The sequence below is a fragment of the Microbacterium sp. EYE_78 genome (assembly GCF_023149035.1).
Classification (GTDB): Bacteria; Actinomycetota; Actinomycetes; order Actinomycetales; family Microbacteriaceae; genus Microbacterium.
The window spans coordinates 938,626-956,245 of record NZ_JAHXMY010000002.1; the positions used below are offsets into that span (position 1 = coordinate 938,626).

Consider the following 17,620-nt stretch of genomic DNA (forward strand, 5'->3'; position numbering starts at 1 on the left):
CCGATGCGCATCCTGGCAGCCATGAGCGGCGGAGTGGACTCGGCCGTCGCCGCCGCCCGAGCCGTGGACGAGGGGCACGATGTCGTGGGCGTGCACCTCGCGCTGTCGCGCGCGGGCGGCACCCTCCGCACCGGCAGCCGGGGGTGCTGCACCATCGAGGACGCGATGGACGCGCGACGCGCGGCGGATCTCCTCGGCATCCCGTTCTACGTCTGGGACTTCTCGGAGCGGTTCCGTGACGACGTCATCGACGACTTCATCAGCGAGTACCGCGCCGGGCGCACCCCCAATCCCTGCATGCGCTGCAACGAGAAGATCAAGTTCGCCGCGCTCCTGGAGCGCGCGCTGGAACTCGGATTCGACGCCGTCTGCACCGGTCACTATGCGACGCTCGTCGACGGTCCCGACGGCCGCGAGCTGCACCGCGCGTCAGACGAGGCGAAGGACCAGTCCTACGTGCTCGGGGTGCTGACAGCCGAGCAGCTGACGCACACGTACTTCCCCTTGGGGACGACCCCCTCGAAGGCGGTCGTCCGCGCCGAGGCGGCGGAGCGCGGGCTGACCGTGGCCCAGAAGCCCGACAGTCACGACATCTGCTTCATCCCCGACGGCGACACGCGAGGGTGGCTGACGGAGAAGGTCGGGGCGGAGCAGGGACAGATCCTCGACCGCGACGGTGCCGTCGTCGGGCGCCACGAGGGCGCTCACGCCTTCACGGTCGGCCAGCGTCGCGGCCTGCAACTCGGCGTCCCGGCTCCGGACGGCAAGCCGAGGTTCGTCCTGGAGGTGCGCCCCGTCACCAACACCGTCGTCGTGGGCCCGAAGGAGGCACTCGCGACGGCCGAGATCTCGGGGGAGCGGCACAGCTGGGCGGGCCGGGCTCCCGACACCGGCGCGTTCGCGTGCCACGCCCAGATCCGTGCGCACGCGGAGCCCGTCCCGGCGACCGCGACCTGGCAGGGCGGGACCGTGACCGTCGTCCCCGATGAGCCCTTCGACGGCGTCGCGCCGGGACAGACCGCCGTGCTCTACGACGGGACCCGCGTGGTGGGTCAGTTCACGATCGCGCGGACGGTGTCCGCGGTCCCCGTCGGCGCCTGAGCGCCGGGGCCGCGTGCACGTCGCGCAGCGCGGTCTCCAGGTCTGTCCGTCGGAAGCGGAAGCCTGCCTCGGTCAGCCGCTCGGGCACGACCCAGCGGCTCTTGAGGATCAACTCGGGTTCGGTCCGCAGGACCCACATCGCCAGCTCGAGCATCCACCTCATCGACGGCAGACCGATCGGCATCCCGACCACACGTCGAAGCGTTCGCATGAGGGTCCGGTTGTCCGTGGCGTCGGGGACGGCGACGTTCACCACGCCCGAGATGGCATCGTGGGCGATCAGGAAGCGGACGACGTCCAGGACGTCGTCGATGTGCACCCAGCTGAAGCGCTGCCGCCCACGGGTGCGGTGCCAGGGCGGGCGGGTCCCGGTCGGGTCGTCGCCGATGCCGCGGTACCGGTGGTGCGGCGGGGTCCAGCCGTCGTGCTGCGGCCCGCCGAGTCCGGTCCGTGCGAGGGTGAGCAGCATCCGCGTCGCGGGTCCATCGCCCACGACGATCGCCAGTCGCAGCGCGACACGCCGCGTCGCCGGCAGCTCGCCCGAGAAGAACTCCCGCTCCCACGACCGGGCGACGTCGACGGAGAACCCGGTACCCAGCTCGCCGCCACGCTCGGTGTTCGCGCGGTCCATCGCGTGCCGGTAGATCGTCGCGGTCGACGAGTTGAGCCACACGGGTGGCGGGGTGGTCGCGGCGGCGACGGCGGAGCGGAGCTGCGCGGTCGTCTCGACCCGCGACCGGAGGATCTCATCCCGGTTCGCATCGGTGTACCGGCAGTCGACGGACGTGCCCGCGAGGTTCACGAGCAGCGCTGCGCCGTCGACGGCGGCTGCCAGCGCGGCGGTGTCGCCCCACCGGACGGCACCCGTCCGCCCGACCGGGGTGACGTCGTATCCGTCTTCGGTGAGCGCGGCGACGAGCGCCTCGCCGATGAAGCCGCCGGCGCCGGCGACGACGGCCCGGGGGCGGGAGATCGGCATGGCTCCGACGCTAGTAGATTCGCGGCATGACCTCGGACGACGCATCCGCGTCGATCTATCAGCGCGCGCTCGGTGCGCGGTTCGCGCGGCTCGATCCGGTGCTGCAGCGGTACTTCGGTCCCGTGCCCGCCGGCCGCGTCGGGGTCGGCGAAGGCGTCTACGACGTCGTGGGCTCCCGGTACCGGCGTCTGGGTGAGCCGCTGCTGCACTGGGCGGCGCGGCGGTCGGTGCTCTTCCCCGAGGCGGGTCGCCACGTCCCCTTCGTCGTCGAGAACACCCCGGACGCGGACGGCGCGCTGCACGGCGCACGGTGGTTCGGCTTCCCCGGCCGGGTGCGCGTGATGCGGGACGTCATCCGCGTCGACGGCGATGAGCTCGTCGAGCGCCTCGGTAGGCGCGGCGGTCTCGAGGTGCGTCTTCGCCCCGTCATCCGGGATGGCGGGATGCTGCTGCGGTCACGCTCGCTCGCCCTGCGTCTGCGGGGCGTCCGCATCGCCCTCCCACCCGTCGCACGGGTCGAGGTCCACGAGACGCGGGACCCGTCCGATGCGGGGCGCCAGCGGGTCGACGTCCGTCTGCGGATGCTGCTGCTCGGCGAGGTCTTCCGGTATTCGGGGTCGTTCGTCTATCGCATCGTCCCGGCGGGCGATAGCGCCGCGACGGTGTCCCCGGCCCTCCCTACACTGTCGATGTGGCTGACCGAGAACTCCCCGACCTGACCCTCGACGACGCTCGAGCACAGGCGCAGCACCTCACGGATCAGATCCTCGGCGCGCGCGAGGCCTATTACGGCGGAGACGTCGGTCTCGTGGACGACGCGACGTACGACGGATGGATGCATCAGCTCGAGGCCATCGAGCGGGCCCATCCCGAACTCCAGGGTCAGGACTCGCCGACGCAGACGGTCGGAGCGGCCGAGTCGTCGATGTTCGCACCGGTCGAGCACGCCGAACGGATGCTGAGCCTCGACAACGTGTTCTCCCCGGAGGAGCTGCGGGAGTGGTGCGCGAAGGCGGAGGCCGCCGCGGGACGGCGCGTGCGGTGGCTCACCGAGCTCAAGATCGACGGTCTCGCGATCTCGCTCCGCTACGAGCGCGGCGTGTTGACCTCGGCTGCGACGCGAGGCGACGGCCGGATCGGGGAGGACGTCACCGTGAACGCGGTGCGCGTCGCGGGCATCCCGGAACGGCTCTCGGGGGAGGGCCACCCGGCATTGGTCGAGGTCCGCGGTGAGGTCTTCATCCCCGTCGCCGCCTTCGAGGAGCTCAACGCACTGCAGGCGCGCCTGCGCGATCGCGTCGTCTCCGATGCGGCCGCCCGCCCCCGATTCGACGAAGAGCGGGCGCAGAAGAGCGCCGCCCGCCGGTTCCCGGCCTTCGCGAATCCGCGCAACGCCGCGAGCGGGGGCCTCCGTCAGCAACTCGACAAGAAGTCGGGTCTGGAACTCGAAGCCGGCGAGGCGCGGCTGGCGTCGCTCCGGATGTACGTCCACGGCATCGGGGCCTGGCCCGACCCGCCTGTCGCCGCCCAGAGCGAGGTCTACGAGCTGCTCGCCGGGTGGGGGCTTCCGGTCAGCCCCTATCCGCGGACCTTCGACGAGGTGGACGGCGTCCTCGCCTTCGTGGCCGAGTACGGCGAGAAGCGGCATTCGGTCGCGCACGAGCTCGACGGCATCGTCGTGAAGGTCGACGAACTGTCGCTGCACGACGAGCTCGGGACGACGAGCCGCGCCCCGCGGTGGGCGATCGCCTACAAGTACCCGCCGGAGGAGGTGCAGACGCGGCTGCTCGACATCATCGTGTCGGTCGGGCGGACGGGTCGAGCCACACCGTACGCGCAGATGGCTCCGGCGCACGTGGCCGGCAGCGTCGTCCGCCAGGCGACCCTGCACAATCAGGAGGTCGTCAAGGCGAAGGGTGTGCTCATCGGCGACATGATCATGCTCCGGAAGGCGGGGGATGTGATCCCCGAGGTCCTGGGGCCCGTCGCCGAGCTGCGCGACGGCTCCGAACGCGCCTTCGTCATGCCGGCCGACTGCCCCGAATGCGGCTCGCCGCTCGCGCCGGCGAAGGAGGGGGACATCGATCTCCGGTGTCCCAACACGCGCGGGTGCCCCGCCCAGGTGCGAGGACGGGTGGAGCACATCGGCTCACGCGGCGCGCTCGACATCGAAGCCCTCGGCGAGGTCACTGCGGCAGCGCTCACGCAGCCGCTCGATCCGCAGCGCCCGGCGCTGGAGACCGAGGCGGGCCTGTTCGATCTCACCGTGGATCGACTCGTCCCCATCGAGGTGATCGTGCGCGACTCGGAGACCGGGGAAGCGCGCATCGACGAGAGGACCGGCGAGGTCGTCCGTCGCGCCCCGTTCCGCCGCAATCCGAGCCCAGCGGAGAAGAAGGAGGGGCGCACCGGCCCCCAGCCGTCCGCGCAGGCGTTGACGCTGATCGACGAGCTCGAGAAGGCGAAGACCAAGGACCTGTGGCGCTTCCTCGTCGCGCTCAGCATCCGCCACGTCGGTCCGGTCGCCGCACGCGCACTGGCACAGTACTTCGGTTCGCTCGATGCGATTCGAGCCGCGTCGCGTGACGAGCTGGCTGCCGTCGACGGCGTCGGCGGGATCATCGCCGACGCCCTGACCGACTGGTTCGCCGTCGATTGGCACGTCGAGATCGTCGATCGATGGGTGGCCGCCGGTGCCCGGCTGTCGACGCCGGGGCATCCTGGACCCGGCGCAGCTGCCGCCGCCGGCGGTGTCCTCGAGGGCGTCACCGTCGTTGCGACCGGATCTCTCGAGGGCTACACGCGCGAAGGCGCGCAGGAGGCCATCATGCAGGCCGGCGGCAAAGCTGCGTCGAGCGTGTCGAAGAAGACGGATTTCGTCGCGGCCGGTCCCGGCGCGGGCTCCAAACTGGCCAAGGCCGAGGCGCTGGGTCTGCGGATCATCGACGCTGCGCAGTTCCACATCCTCGTCACCGAGGGACCGGACGCCCTCGGCGACCCGCCCGCCGCGGAGTGACGCTCACGCGTCCTCCGCGAGGAGGGTGTCGCGCACCTGTCGACGAAGGACCTTGCCGATGAGCGACCGGGGCAGTTCGTCGACGACCTCGACCCGCCGCGGCACCTTGTAGGGCGTCAGGCGCGTCCGCGCGAACGCACGGATGTCGTCCACGTCGAGCGCGTCGACACCGGGGGCGGGGATGATCGCGGCGACCACCTGTTCGCCGCTGTGCGGATCGGGGAGGCCGACCACGGCGGCATCCGCCACCTGCGGGTGCTGGCGCAGGGTGGCCTCGACCTCCGAGGGCGAGACGTTGAAGCCTCCGGTCACGATGAGCTCCTTGAGCCGGTCGACGACGCGGAAGAAGCCGTCGTCGTCCCGTTCGACGATGTCGCCGGTGCGGAACCACCCGTCGATGAGCACCTTCTCGGTCTCCTCGGGCTTGCCGTAGTAGCCCGAGAACACCTGCGGACCACGCACGACGAGCTCACCCGGCTCACCGGCGCCCAGGATCCGCGACGGGTCCTCCGGGTCGACCACACGGGCATCGGTGCCGGGGATCGGGATGCCGATGGTCCCCGCTTTGCGATTGTCCGCGGGCGGGTTGACCATGAGCACCGGCGAGCACTCGCTGAGTCCGTACCCCTCGATGAGGTACCCGCCGCTGGCCTCCTCGAACGGCTCGACGAGCGCAGCGGAGAGCGCCATCGCACCCGACACGCCGATCCGGATGCCGCGGATCGAGGCACCGCGCTCCCGCGCCCTGGCCAGCAGCCGCTCGGCGATCGGCGGGACGAGCGGGAGGACGGTCGGCGGATGCTTCTTGATCGCGTCGATCACCATGTCGGCGTCGAACTTCGGGAACAGCACGAGGCGGGCACCCATCGACATGGCGAACGTGAGGCAGAGCGTGAGCCCGTACGCGTGGAACATCGGCAGCACCGCGTAGAAGACGCATCCATCGCCCCTGGTCACCGCGGGGATGAACGCCTGGCTCTGCCGGGCGTTGGCGAGCAGGTTCCGGTGCGTGAGCATCGCGCCCTTCGGCGTCCCGGTCGTCCCCGACGTGTACTGGAGCACGGCGAGATCGCCGGTGCCAGGGCGGGGATGGGATGCCGGCAGGGGGGCGGTGCGGACGAGGTCGTCCCACGACAGCGCGCCCTTCACCGGGGAGGTCAGCGCGTCGCGGGACTCGCGCGCCTTCTTCACAGGGAGGCGCAGCGCGAGTCGCGTCCGCAGGGGGAGCGCGGTGGTGATGTCCACGGAGATGATCGCTTCGACGCGGAGGTCGGCGGGGAACTCCTGCACGGTCCCGGCCACCTTGCTCCAGACGATGGCGTGACGCGCGCCGTGATCTTGGAACTGGGTCCGGAGTTCGCGCGGGGTGTAGAGCGGGTTGTGCTCGACGACGACGGCGCCGAGCCGCAGCACCGCGTAGAACGCGATGATGTGCTGCGGACAGTTGGGGAGCACGATCGCGACGCGGTCGCCCTTCTTCACGCCGAGATCGCGCAGCCCGGCCGCCGCGCGGGAGACCGCGTCGTCCAGGGCGCGATACGTCGTCTCCCGGCCGAAGAACTGCAGCGCCGGCGCGTCCGGGTAGTCACGCGCAGACTCATCGAGCAGGTCCATCAGCGAACCGGTCACCGGAGGCAGGTCGAGGGGGACGCCCTCGCCGTAGGACGAGAGCCATGGGCGATCGGCGGAGGGCGAATCGGTCACGACCCCAGCCTAGGGCGACCGCTCGGGAGCGCGAGCGGCCCGAACTAGACTGGGGGAGTGTCTGAAATCACCCCCGATCTCGTGCGCCATCTCGGCGTGCTCGCCCGGATCCAGCTGAGCGACGAGGAGGTGGAACGTCTCACCGGCCAGCTCGACGCCATCGTCGACAACATCGCCAAGGTCTCCGAGGTCGCCACCCCCGAGGTCGCCGCGACGAGCCACCCGATCCCGCTCAGCAACGTGTTCCGTCCCGACGTCCCCGGCGACATGCTCACCCGCGACGAGGTGCTGCAGAACGCACCGGATGCCGCTGACGGCCGCTTCCGCGTGACCGCGATCCTCGGGGAGGAGCAGTGAGCGACATCCTGAAGCTGACCGCCGCCGACCTGTCGGCGAAGCTCCGTTCCGGTGAACTGTCGAGCGTCGAGGCCACGCAGGCCCACCTCGACCGCATCGCCGCCGTCGACGGCGACGTCCACGCGTTCCTGCACGTCTCCGATCACGCGGTCGAGGTCGCCCAGGACGTCGACCGGCGCCGCGCCGCGGGCGAGGAGCTCGGCGAACTGGCCGGCGTGCCGCTCGCCATCAAGGACGTCCTCGTGACGACCGACATGCCCTCGACCAGCGGATCGAAGATCCTCGAGGGTTACATGTCGCCCTACGACGCGACCGTCGTGGCGCGCTCCCGCGCCGCCGGCCTCGTGCCGCTGGGGAAGACGAACATGGACGAGTTCGCGATGGGGTCGTCGACCGAGCACTCCGCGTACGGCCCGACGCACAACCCGTGGGACCTCGACCGGATCCCCGGCGGCTCGGGCGGTGGCTCCGCTGCCGCCGTCGCCGCATTCGAGGCGCCCCTGGCGCTCGGATCGGACACGGGCGGCTCGATCCGTCAGCCCGCGCACGTGACGGGCACCGTCGGCATGAAGCCGACGTACGGCGGCGTCAGCCGGTACGGCGCCATCGCGCTCGCGTCGAGCCTCGACCAGGTCGGCCCCGTCTCGCGGACCGTCCTCGACTCCGCGCTCCTCCACGACGTCATCGGCGGGCACGATCCGCACGACGCGACCTCGCTCACCGACGCCTGGCCGTCGTTCGCCGGCGCGGCCCGCGAGGGCGCGACCGGCGAGGTCCTCAAGGGCCTGAAGGTCGGCGTCATCCGCGAACTCGACGACTCCGGCTTCCAGGCCGGCGTCTCGGAGTCGTTCCGAGCATCGCTCGCCGCCATGGAGGCCGCCGGCGCCGAGATCGTCGAGGTCAGCGCACCGCACTTCGAGTACGGCGTGGCCGCCTACTACCTGATCCTCCCCGCCGAGGCGTCCAGCAATCTCGCCAAGTTCGACTCCGTGCGCTTCGGCATGCGCGTGAACGTCCCGGGCGGGACGGTCGAGGACGTCATGGCCGCGACCCGCGACGCGGGCTTCGGTGACGAGGTCAAGCGGCGCGTCATCCTCGGCACCTACGCCCTGTCGGCCGGGTACTACGACGCCTATTACGGCAGCGCCCAGAAGGTCCGCACCCTCATCCAGCGTGACTTCGACGAGGCGTTCGCGCAGGTGGACGTCATCGCGACGCCGTCGGCACCGACGACGGCCTTCCGCCTCGGCGAGCAGCTCGACGACCCGCTGCAGATGTACCTCAACGACGTGACGACCATCCCGGTCAACCTCGCCGGCGTCCCCGGCATCTCGATCCCCTCGGGACTCGCAGCGGAGGACGGGCTGCCCGTCGGCATCCAGTTCGTCGCACCCGCCCGCGAGGACGCTCGCCTCTATCGCGTCGGTGCGGCGCTCGAGGCGCTGCTCGTCGACAGCTGGGGCGGTCCGATCCTGGACCGCGCCCCGATCCTCGGAGGAGCCCGCTGATGGCCAAGGATGCGCTGATGGACTTCGACAAGGCGCTCGAGCTGTTCGAGCCCGTGCTCGGCTTCGAGGTCCACGTCGAGCTCAACACCGAGACCAAGATGTTCTCGCCGGCCGGCAACCCCGCCCATGCCGCCAACCATGACGCCGCGCCCAACACGCTCGTCGCCCCGGTGGACATGGGCCTCCCGGGTTCGCTCCCCGTCGTCAACGAGACCGCTGTGCGCTCCTCGATCAGCCTGGGGCTGGCCCTCGGCTGCTCGATCGCGCCGTCGAGCCGGTTCGCGCGGAAGAACTACTTCTACCCGGATCTCGGGAAGAACTATCAGATCTCGCAGTACGACGAGCCCATCGCGTTCGAGGGCAGCGTCGAGATCGAGCTCGAGGGCGGCGATGTCGTCGTCGTCCCCATCGAGCGCGCGCACATGGAGGAGGATGCGGGCAAGCTCACCCACATGGGCGGCGCGACCGGCCGCATCCAGGGCGCGGAGTACTCGCTCGTCGACTACAACCGCGCCGGCGTGCCGCTCGTCGAGATCGTCACGAAGCCCATCTTCGGCACCGAGCACCGCGCGCCCGAGGTCGCCAAGGCCTACGTCGCAGCGATCCGCGACATCGTGCGGTCGCTGGGGATCTCGGAGGCTCGGATGGAGCGCGGCAACCTCCGTTGCGACGCGAACGTCTCGCTCCGTCCCCGCGGACAGGAGAAGCTCGGGACGCGCACCGAGACGAAGAACGTCAACTCGATGCGCTCGGTCGAGCGGGCTGTCCGCTACGAGATCCAGCGCCAGGCGGCGATCCTCGCCGCCGGCGGCTCGATCACGCAGGAGACGCGGCACTGGCACGAGGACACGGGACGCACCTCGCCCGGCCGTCCGAAGTCGGATGCCGACGACTACCGCTACTTCCCCGAGCCCGACCTCCTGCCCGTCGAGCCGTCGGAGGAGCTCATCGAGGAGTTGCGCGCCGCACTCCCGGAGGCGCCGTCGGTCCACCGACGCCGCCTGAAGAGCGAGTGGGGTTTCACCGATCTCGAGTTCCAGGACGTCGCCAACGGCGGTCTGCTCGCGGAGGTCGAGGCGACGATCGCCGCCGGCGCCTCACCGGCATCCGCCCGCAAGTGGTGGACCGGCGAGATCACCCGGGTCGCGAACGCAAAGGGCGCAGAGCCCGCTGCGCTCGTGTCGGCCGAGTCCGTTGCGGAGCTGCAGCGGCTCGTGGATGCCGGCACCCTCACCGACAAGCTCGCTCGTCAGGTCCTCGAGGGCGTCATGGCTGGGGAGGGGACTCCCCAGGAGGTCGTCGACGCCCGCGGGCTCGCGGTCGTCTCGGACGACGGTGCGCTGATCGCCGCCATCGATGACGCCCTCGCCGCGCAACCCGACGTCCTGGCGAAGATCCAGGACGGCAAGGTGCAGGCCGCCGGTGCCGTGATCGGGGCCGTCATGAAGGCGATGAAGGGCCAGGCGGATGCCGCTCGCGTCCGGGAGCTCATCCTGGAGCGTGCCGGCCAGGCCTGACGCTCCGTCCACGGTGCCGCCGCGCCGGAGCCCCGTCCGGGCTCGGTGTCGGCGGCATCGTCGACAATGGAGACATGGGACGCGGCGACGGGACGGGACGGATCGTCTCGCCCGACGACGCCGACGACACCGGCACGCGCATCCTCCATGTCGACATGGACGCCTTCTATGCGTCCGTCGAGGTCCTCTACGACCCATCACTCGCGGGCAAGCCGCTGATCGTGGGCGGGATGGAAGGCCGAGGCGTCGTCTCGAGCGCCTCCTACGAAGCCCGTCGATTCGGCGTCCGCTCGGCGATGTCGGTCGGCAAGGCGCTGCAGCTGTGCCCGCACGCGGTCGTCGTCATGCCGCGTTTCGAGCGTTACTCGGAGCTGTCGAAGAAGGTCATGGCGATCTTCCGCGACGTCACCCCGCTCGTCGAACCCCTCTCGATCGACGAGGCCTTCCTCGATGTGAGCGGCGCACGCCGGTTGTGGGGGAGTCCGGGCGAGATCGGGCGGATGGTCAGGCGGCGCGTCCTGGAGGAGACCGGCCTGACCTGCAGCATCGGCGTGGCCGCGACCAAGCACGTCGCCAAGATCGCCTCGACGGTCTCCAAGCCCGACGGGCTGCTCGTCGTGAGCGAACCCGACACGCAGGCCTTCCTCGCGGCACGCCCCGTCGGTGCACTCTGGGGGGTGGGTCCGAAAGCCGCCGAAGCGCTGGAGGCCCGCGGCATCCGGATGGTATCCGACATCCTGCACACCCCGCGCGGCGTGCTCGATCGGGCGCTGGGCCCCGCGATGGGCGCGCGGGTGTCGCAGCTCGCGCGGGGGATCGACCCGCGGTCGGTGCAGACCGAGCACACGGAGAAGAGCGTCGGCCACGAGGAGACCTTCCTGGAGGACCTCTCCGACGTGGGGATGCTGCGCAGCGAGTTCCGGCGGCTCGCGGATCGGGTCGCCTCCCGGCTCCGAGCCGGCGGGTGGGAGGCCCGGACGATCGCCATCAAGGTCCGCTTCTCCGACTTCACCACGCTCTCCCGCTCGGTGAGCGTCCCCGAACCGACGAATGTGGGCCAGCGCATCGGGGACGTCGCGCTCGAGCTGTTCGGGAAGATCGACCTCGTCCAGCCCGTTCGTCTCATCGGAGTCCGCGGGGAGAAGCTCACCACCGACGGACTGGGGGGCCTGGCACTCTGGGACGACGATGCGGAATGGCGGCGAGTGGACGCGGCGCTCGACGACGCACGAACGCGATTCGGCCGCGGAGCGGTCACGAGGGCCAGCACGCTCGGCCCCCGGCGCGATACGGGCGCCCTCCCGACGAATCCCCGGCCGCCGCGGGAATGACGGTGCCCCGTGCTCCCGCAACCGCCGCGTCTTCGCAACCCCCTGTGTTCGCGGAGTCCAGCCGATACCGTTGACCCATGGCCAATCTCCCTCTCGAACTCGGCAAGCAGTTCGCCTCCCTCGGAGCCTCGACCGTCTACGGCGAGCAGCAGGACGTCGACGGCATCCGTCTCATCCCGGTCGCGCTGACCTGGTCGGGGTTCGGTGCCGGCGAGGACACCGCGGGCGGAGCGGGTGGTGGTGGCGGCGGTGCGGCGATCCCCGTCGGGGCGTACATCCGCAAGGGTGACGACCTGCGCTTCGAGCCGAACCTCGTGTCGTTGCTCGCCGTCGGCATCCCTTTCGTGTGGGTCGCGGGGCGTGCGCTCAGCCGCATCATCCGTGCCCTCAAGCGCTGACGGCGACCCAGCGCTCCAGCGCCTCCTCTCGGACGGCGTCGCCTCCGCGCTGCGGAGAGCGTCGAGCCTCGGGTCGGTGCCGACGGTGATCCTCGTCGACGGCCGATCAGGAGCGGGGAAGTCGACCTTCGCCGCGATGCTCGCGGCGTCCTTCGATGAGGCGGCGCTGGTCGCGCTCGACGAGATCTACCCGGGCTGGGACGGGCTCCGCCAGGGGGCGGACACAGCACTGACGCAGGTCATCCGGCCGGTGCTTGCGGGCCGAGCGGGCGAGTGGGAGACCTGGGATTGGGCCCGAGGCATCCCTTCCGGCCGACGTCGTGTCGTCGGCCCCGCGCCCGTGCTCATCGTCGAAGGCGCGGGTGTGCTGACCCCGGCGTCCGCAGCGGTGGCCGACGTGCGCGTGTGGCTCGATGCGCCGGCTCGAACGCGGCGCGAGCGGGCGTTGCGGCGAGACGGCGACGCGTACCGTCCGCACTGGGAGCGCTGGGCTGCGCAGGAGGAGGATCACCTCCGGGCGCACGGTCCCCGCGATCTGGCGGACGTCGTCCTCGATCTCCCCTGAGCTCACTCCTGGTCGAGCGCCTGCAGCAGTCCTTCGAGGCGGTAGCCGAGCCACTCGTAGACGCCGAACCGCGGATCATCGTCACGGTGTTCCTCGTCGGTGACCCCGAGGCGCTCGGCCATCACGAGACGCAGCGCCGCGAGTGTCCGCAACCATGCATCCGACACCTCGCGGTCGAGCTCCACCTCGAGGACGTCCTCCGCCTGCGTGCGATCGAGCTCCGCGGCGACGAGGTCGCCGCCGTCGTGCCGGAGCGAGGCGCGCACCGTTCCCGCATCGGCGGCTCGGCGGGCGAGGAGGTCAGCCTGTGTGAGACCCCGGAACTCGGCGGACGCCTCAGGGTCATCACGGTATGCATCCGGGACGAGGCGTCGGACCGCCGGGTCGGAGCCCGCGCCGGCAGCCAGGAGTTCCTGGAGCTGCCCGACGAGGTCGCTCAGATGCGCGGCCTCGAGGAGGGTCATCCGCATCGTCATCCGCGTACTGCTCACGTCCCGACCTCGCGGACCGTGGCCCACAGGCCGTAATCGTGCATCGCCTGCGCGTGCAGCTCCATCTGCTCGCGCGAGCCTTCGGACACGACCGCGTGGCCGTCGTGGTGCACCGCGAGCATGAGGCGCTCAGCCTGCTCACGCGGGTAGCCGAAGTACTCGCGGAAGACGTGCACGACATAGCTCATCAGGTTCACCGGGTCGTTCCAGACGACCGTCTCCCACGGACCCGATGTCGACGCCCGCAGGTCCAGGGCGACGTCCTCGAGGGGCATCGCGGTGCTCATCACGCCCACCCCAGTTCATGCAGCCGCTGGTCGTCGATCCCGTAGTAGTGCGCGATCTCGTGGACGAGTGTCGTGTGGACCTCGTCTCGCAGCTCGTCGAGGTCATCGCACGCGTGGAGGTGCGGCTCACGGTAGATCATGATGCGGTCCGGGAGCTCGCCCAGCCCGTAACGGCCGCGCTCGGTGATCGCGAGTCCGTCGTACAGACCGAAGAGGTCCATACTGCCGTCTTCGGGTCGGTCCTCGACGACGAGGACGACGTTGTCGAGTCCGTCCACCATCTCATCGGGCAGCGCGTCGAGCTCGGACGCGACCAGGGCCTCGAACGCCTCGGCATCCATCTCGATCATGACCACGTCTCATGAGGGAAGAATTGGGGTGAGTAACGGGACTCGAACCCGCGACCCCCTGGACCACAACCAGGTGCTCTACCAACTGAGCTATACCCACCATGTGCCCGCGAGCGGGCAACCCCCCAAGTGTATTACAGCCCGGAGGCGAACGACGACACGGCGGTCGCCGCGGCGTTTCTCGCGTCGTCGCTGGTGGGGCCCGGCGCCGGCACGAAGACCGTCTCTCGGTAGTACGCCAGTTCGCGGACGCTCTCGCGGATGTCGGCCAGCGCCCGGTGGCCGCCGTCCTTCGTCGGTGCGTTGAAGTACGCACGCGGGTACCAGCGGCGGGCGAGCTCCTTGACGCTCGACACGTCGACGTTGCGGTAGTGCAGCCAGCGGTCGACGCGGGGCATGTACCGCGCGAGGAACATGCGATCCGTGCCGATCGTGTTGCCCGCCAGCGGCGCCTTCCCTTCCGGGACGAACCGCTGGATGTACTCCAGCACCTGGAACTCCGCGTCGGCGAGGCTCACGCCGTGCGGGATCTCCTCCAGCAGACCCGAGCTCTCGTGCATCTTCGTGACGAAGTCGTTCATGTGCGCCAGGGCGGAGTCGTCGGGTTTGATGACGATCTGGAAGCCCGGGTCGAGCACGCGGAGCTCGAAGTCGGTGATGACCACCGCGACCTCCACGAGTTCGTCGACGGACAGATCGAGGCCCGTCATCTCGCAGTCGATCCAGACGAGGCGGTCGTTCTCAGCGGCTGACACAGGGTCTCCTCACACGGGGGGTCCGTCCCGTCGGGACGACCCGAGCCCCTCCAGGAGGATTCGAACCCCCGACCTGGCGGGTAGAAACCGCTCGCTCTATCCACTGAGCTATGGAGGGAAGGATGCTCCCCTTCAGGCTACCGCTCAGACGACGACGCGTGCGGAGGCCGCCCGTCGGGTCGCCCTGCGAGCTGCCCAACGGTCGGACAGGCCCATCGCGACGTGGACGCTCGGACCGATCAGGACCGCGAAGAGGACCGTCCCGAGGCCCGCGGTCCCGCCCAGCAACCACCCCACGACGAGCACCGAGCCTTCGACGAGGAATCGGCAGAGCCAGATCGGCCAGCCGAATCTGGCGTGGAGCCCCGTCATCAGCCCGTCACGCGGCCCCGGGCCGAGATCGGTGCCGAGGTAGACCCCCGAGCCGCCGGCGATCACCGCGATACCGAGGAGGAAGACGAGCACGCCCCAGAAGAAGCCCTCGACGGGCGGGATGACCGCGAGGGCTCCCTGCATCACGGTGCCGACGACGAGGATGTTGGCGATGGTGCCGATCCCCGGGCGTTGGCGCAACGGGATCCATGCCAGCAGCACGAGGGCTCCGGTGATGACGACGATCCACCCGATCCCGATGCCGGTCTGGGTCGACAGGCCCTCTGCCAGCACGGTCCAGGGGTCGAGCCCGACCCCCGCCTGCACCAGGAGGGCGCAACCGACACCGAAGAGGGCGAGGCCGACGAGGAGGCGGAGCAGGCGAACGGTCATGTCCACTATTTCACCCTATGATTGGACCTGACAGGACAGTCCAATCCTCGATCGGTGGCTCCATGGACTCACGCATCAGCGCACGCGCGCTCTCCGTCTCGCTCGGCGGCTGGCGCACACGGAACCCGACGTACGAGGCCTTGGCAGACGGCATCCGCCTCCTCTGCCTCGACAACCGGCTCGCCGCGCACACCGCCCTCCCGGCTGAGCGCGAGCTGGCTGCGGCGCTGAGCCTGAGCCGGGCGACCGTCGCGGCCGCGTACCGCAGTCTTCGCGCGAGCGGCCACATCGAGAGCCTCCGGGGTTCGGGGAGCGTCACCCTCCCGCAACCGCCGCGGGGCACGAGCCGGATCTTCGACGGCGGAGCGGGGATCGACCTCCAGCAGGCCAGCCCGGCGGCGTGGCCCGGCCTCGCCGGCGTCATCTCCGACGTCGCGGCGGATGCGGCATCCCTCGTCGGTCGGCCGGGGTTCGACATCGTCGGCAGTCTGGATCTCCGCGTCGCGCTCGCGGATCGGTACACCGCGCGCGGTCTGCCGACGGACCCGGACGAGATCCTGGTGACCAACGGCGCCCAGCACGCCATCCACCTGGTCACGACCGCGCTGCTGACTCCTCGGAGCACCGCGCTGCTCGAGACGCCGACCTACCCGCACGCCGCGGAGGCGGTGCGGTCCACCGGGGCGCGGCCGACGGGCATCCCCGTGACGACCGACGCCGGTTGGGATCTCGATCGTGCTGTCCAGGCGTTCCGCCGGGCCCGTCCCGCCCTCGCCTACCTCATGCCCTGGTTCCAGAACCCGACCGGTCGCTCCATGACGCCCGGCGACGCCGTCACGATGCGTGCGGCCGCGGAACGCGCCGACGCGACCCTCGTGATCGACGAGACGACCGCAGACCTCTCCTTCTCCGGTGCCGCGCCCCACGAACTGGACTTCGGTCCGAGTGCGGTCCGCATCGGATCCCTCGGCAAATCCGTCTGGGGTGGCCTGCGGGTCGGATGGGTGCGCGCGGATCGGAACCTGGTGCGACGGCTCGTCGAACTGCGCCCGCGTCGCGACCTGGGCACCCCCGAGCTGGAGCAGGCGATCGCCGCACGATTGGTCCGGATGCTGCCGCTCATCCAGCCGCAGCGTGCGGAGCTGCTCCGGTCCGGCCATGATGCGACCGTCAGCGCCCTCGCCGAGGCGTTCCCCTCGTGGCGGGTCCCGAGCGTCGACGGCGGACTCTGCCTCTGGGTGGGTCTGGACGCGCCGCTCAGCGGCTCGCTGGTGCTGGCGGCACGCAGGCGTGGGGTGCTCCTCTCGTCGGGACCGAGATTCGGACTCGACGGGGGATATGACGGCTACCTGCGCATCCCTTTCACCGCCCCTCCGGAGGAGATCCGTCGGGCCGTGTCGGTGCTCGCCGCTCTCTGGCCCGATGTCGTCGCCGGGTCCGGTGCGGCGACCGCCGACGAGCGGGAGGCGACCGCGGCCATCGTCTGAATCACCGGGAGTGGTGCAGCGCGGTGACGGCGTCGTCGACATCCCAGAAGGCGCCGACGTCGACGAAGGCGCCCGTGGCGGCGTGGAAGCGTCGCGCGATGACCCGACGGACGCCGTCCACCTCGTGGTCGGCGACGTGGCCGATGACGCGCCCGCTCGGGTCGACCACGCGATGGAGGTGCGCTGCGGCCTGGACGAGGCGGTACCCAGCGGCGACCGATCGCGCTGCTGCCGTATCCGTTCCCACCCTGTCTCCTCTCCCTGCCGGCAGGGTACGCTCGGCCTCCGACACCCTCTCCGTCCGCCCGCACGGCGGAACAGCGGGGACACTCCACGCGTTGCACCGGATGACGAAGTGATGGAAAGGATGGTCTCGAATGCAGACCTATGTACTCGCTGGTGGCTGCTTCTGGTGCCTCGACGCCGCCTACCGCGCGCTCGACGGTGTCGTCGAAGTGGAGTCCGGCTACGTCGGTGGCAGCGTCCCCGCACCCACCTACGAGCAGGTGTGCACGGGCACGACGGGTCACGCGGAAGCCGTCAAGGTGACCTTCGACGAAGAGGTGATCCCGGGGGACGTCATCCTCGACGCCTTCTTCACGATGCACGATCCGCGTCAGCTGAACCGCCAGGGCAACGATGTGGGCACGCAGTACCGGTCGGCGATGTTCCCCGCCGACGACGCCCAACGCGCCGATTTCGCCCGCGCGGCGGAGCGCGCCTCGGACTGGTGGGGCGGCGGGCTCGTGACGACGGTGGAGCCGCTCTCGGAGTGGTACCCGGCCGAGGACTACCACCAGGACTTCTTCGCGAAGAACCCCGGTCAGGGCTACTGCCTCGCGGTCGCCGTCCCCAAGGTCAACAAGGTTCGCGCACGGTTCGCGGAGTACGCCCGCGCCTGAGCCTCCTCCACAACGGCTCGGCCCTCGATCGGGTTCCCCCGGTCGGGGGCCGAGCCGTTCACGCGCCCGGGGGAGCCACGACGCTGGAGCAGCTCCGACTCCCGCCG

19 protein-coding genes and 2 tRNA genes are annotated in these 17,620 nt (G+C 70.7%); 11 read left to right on the forward strand and 10 right to left on the reverse strand.

Annotation, left to right across the window (positions count from 1 at the left end; genetic code table 11):
- Positions 1 to 3: 3 nt before the first annotated feature.
- Positions 4 to 1,101, forward strand: coding sequence for a tRNA 2-thiouridine(34) synthase MnmA (mnmA, locus tag KZX17_RS11640; protein ID WP_248173624.1), 1,098 nt, complete (start codon positions 4 to 6; stop codon positions 1,099 to 1,101).
- Here mnmA and KZX17_RS11645 read toward each other — a convergent pair.
- Positions 1,058 to 2,080: an epimerase gene (locus KZX17_RS11645; RefSeq protein WP_248173627.1), complete on the reverse strand. Its 1,023-nt coding sequence runs from the start codon at positions 2,078 to 2,080 to the stop codon at positions 1,058 to 1,060. The two genes, mnmA and KZX17_RS11645, sit on opposite strands and share 44 nt — an antisense overlap.
- Positions 2,081 to 2,106: 26 nt before the next feature.
- On the opposite strand from KZX17_RS11645, the gene KZX17_RS11650 reads away from it, so the two are divergent.
- Together KZX17_RS11650 and ligA are read left to right on the forward strand one after the other, a co-directional pair.
- Positions 2,107 to 2,799 carry a DUF4166 domain-containing protein gene (locus KZX17_RS11650; protein ID WP_248173629.1) on the forward strand — a complete coding sequence of 231 codons (693 nt, stop codon included), beginning with the start codon at positions 2,107 to 2,109 and terminating at the stop codon, positions 2,797 to 2,799.
- Positions 2,772 to 5,096, forward strand: coding sequence for an NAD-dependent DNA ligase LigA (gene ligA / locus KZX17_RS11655; RefSeq protein ID WP_248173632.1), 2,325 nt, complete (start codon positions 2,772 to 2,774; stop codon positions 5,094 to 5,096). Before KZX17_RS11650 ends, ligA begins: the two co-directional genes overlap by 28 nt.
- A 3-nt stretch (positions 5,097 to 5,099) precedes the next feature.
- Here the strand turns inward: ligA and KZX17_RS11660 are convergent, their stop codons facing one another.
- A complete protein-coding gene (locus KZX17_RS11660) occupies positions 5,100 to 6,800 on the reverse strand; it encodes a long-chain-fatty-acid--CoA ligase (protein WP_248173634.1) in 1,701 nt (566 codons plus the stop codon).
- A gap of 57 nt (positions 6,801 to 6,857) precedes the next feature.
- Between KZX17_RS11660 and gatC the strand changes: the two genes are divergently transcribed.
- The 6 genes from gatC (at position 6,858) to KZX17_RS11690 (ending at position 12,476) form a co-directional block, all read left to right on the forward strand.
- The gene (gatC, locus tag KZX17_RS11665; protein WP_248173637.1) at positions 6,858 to 7,157 is read left to right on the forward strand and encodes an Asp-tRNA(Asn)/Glu-tRNA(Gln) amidotransferase subunit GatC; all 300 of its coding nucleotides are present in this window, start codon (positions 6,858 to 6,860) and stop codon (positions 7,155 to 7,157) included.
- Positions 7,154 to 8,665: an Asp-tRNA(Asn)/Glu-tRNA(Gln) amidotransferase subunit GatA gene (gene gatA, locus KZX17_RS11670; RefSeq protein WP_248173640.1), complete on the forward strand. Its 1,512-nt coding sequence runs from the start codon at positions 7,154 to 7,156 to the stop codon at positions 8,663 to 8,665. The genes gatC and gatA overlap by 4 nt, the downstream gene beginning before the upstream one ends.
- On the forward strand, positions 8,665 to 10,182 hold the full coding sequence (gatB, locus tag KZX17_RS11675; RefSeq protein ID WP_248173643.1) for an Asp-tRNA(Asn)/Glu-tRNA(Gln) amidotransferase subunit GatB: 1,518 nt from the start codon (positions 8,665 to 8,667) through the stop codon (positions 10,180 to 10,182). Before gatA ends, gatB begins: the two co-directional genes overlap by 1 nt.
- Before the next feature lie 74 nt (positions 10,183 to 10,256).
- On the forward strand, positions 10,257 to 11,513 hold the full coding sequence (dinB, locus tag KZX17_RS11680; protein WP_248173645.1) for a DNA polymerase IV: 1,257 nt from the start codon (positions 10,257 to 10,259) through the stop codon (positions 11,511 to 11,513).
- A 77-nt stretch (positions 11,514 to 11,590) separates the two neighbouring features.
- Positions 11,591 to 11,911 (forward strand): hypothetical protein, encoded by a 321-nt coding sequence (locus KZX17_RS11685; RefSeq protein ID WP_248173648.1) that lies wholly within the window; start codon positions 11,591 to 11,593, stop codon positions 11,909 to 11,911.
- The gene (locus tag KZX17_RS11690; protein ID WP_248173651.1) at positions 11,895 to 12,476 is read left to right on the forward strand and encodes a hypothetical protein; all 582 of its coding nucleotides are present in this window, start codon (positions 11,895 to 11,897) and stop codon (positions 12,474 to 12,476) included. Before KZX17_RS11685 ends, KZX17_RS11690 begins: the two co-directional genes overlap by 17 nt.
- 2 nt (positions 12,477 to 12,478) lie before the next feature.
- On the opposite strand, the gene KZX17_RS11695 is transcribed toward KZX17_RS11690, so the two are convergent.
- From KZX17_RS11695 to KZX17_RS11725, 7 genes are all read right to left on the reverse strand, one after another.
- Positions 12,479 to 12,940, reverse strand: coding sequence for a DUF2017 family protein (locus KZX17_RS11695; protein ID WP_248173653.1), 462 nt, complete (start codon positions 12,938 to 12,940; stop codon positions 12,479 to 12,481).
- A gap of 23 nt (positions 12,941 to 12,963) precedes the next feature.
- Positions 12,964 to 13,254, reverse strand: coding sequence for an ATP-dependent Clp protease adapter ClpS (gene clpS, locus KZX17_RS11700; protein WP_248173656.1), 291 nt, complete (start codon positions 13,252 to 13,254; stop codon positions 12,964 to 12,966).
- Entirely contained in the window at positions 13,254 to 13,604 is a 351-nt protein-coding gene (locus tag KZX17_RS11705) for a metallopeptidase family protein (RefSeq protein ID WP_248174831.1), read from the reverse strand. Before KZX17_RS11705 ends, clpS begins: the two co-directional genes overlap by 1 nt.
- Positions 13,605 to 13,628: 24 nt before the next feature.
- Positions 13,629 to 13,704: transfer RNA gene (locus tag KZX17_RS11710), tRNA-His, on the reverse strand.
- 34 nt (positions 13,705 to 13,738) lie between these two features.
- Positions 13,739 to 14,359 carry an oligoribonuclease gene (orn, locus tag KZX17_RS11715; protein ID WP_308194601.1) on the reverse strand — a complete coding sequence of 207 codons (621 nt, stop codon included), beginning with the start codon at positions 14,357 to 14,359 and terminating at the stop codon, positions 13,739 to 13,741.
- A gap of 45 nt (positions 14,360 to 14,404) precedes the next feature.
- Positions 14,405 to 14,477, reverse strand: a tRNA-Arg gene (locus tag KZX17_RS11720).
- A gap of 26 nt (positions 14,478 to 14,503) precedes the next feature.
- Complete coding sequence (locus tag KZX17_RS11725; protein ID WP_248173659.1) at positions 14,504 to 15,124, reverse strand: YitT family protein; 621 nt, start codon at positions 15,122 to 15,124, stop codon at positions 14,504 to 14,506.
- A 62-nt stretch (positions 15,125 to 15,186) separates the two neighbouring features.
- Between KZX17_RS11725 and KZX17_RS11730 the strand changes: the two genes are divergently transcribed.
- A complete protein-coding gene (locus KZX17_RS11730; protein ID WP_248173662.1) occupies positions 15,187 to 16,611 on the forward strand; it encodes a PLP-dependent aminotransferase family protein in 1,425 nt (474 codons plus the stop codon).
- Position 16,612: 1 nt separating this feature from the next.
- Here the strand turns inward: KZX17_RS11730 and KZX17_RS11735 are convergent, their stop codons facing one another.
- Positions 16,613 to 16,858: a hypothetical protein gene (locus tag KZX17_RS11735; RefSeq protein ID WP_248173665.1), complete on the reverse strand. Its 246-nt coding sequence runs from the start codon at positions 16,856 to 16,858 to the stop codon at positions 16,613 to 16,615.
- Between the two features lie 130 nt (positions 16,859 to 16,988).
- Here KZX17_RS11735 and msrA point away from each other — a divergent pair, with 130 nt between their 5' ends.
- The gene (msrA, locus tag KZX17_RS11740) at positions 16,989 to 17,513 is read left to right on the forward strand and encodes a peptide-methionine (S)-S-oxide reductase MsrA (protein ID WP_248173668.1); all 525 of its coding nucleotides are present in this window, start codon (positions 16,989 to 16,991) and stop codon (positions 17,511 to 17,513) included.
- Positions 17,514 to 17,620 lie beyond the last annotated feature (107 nt).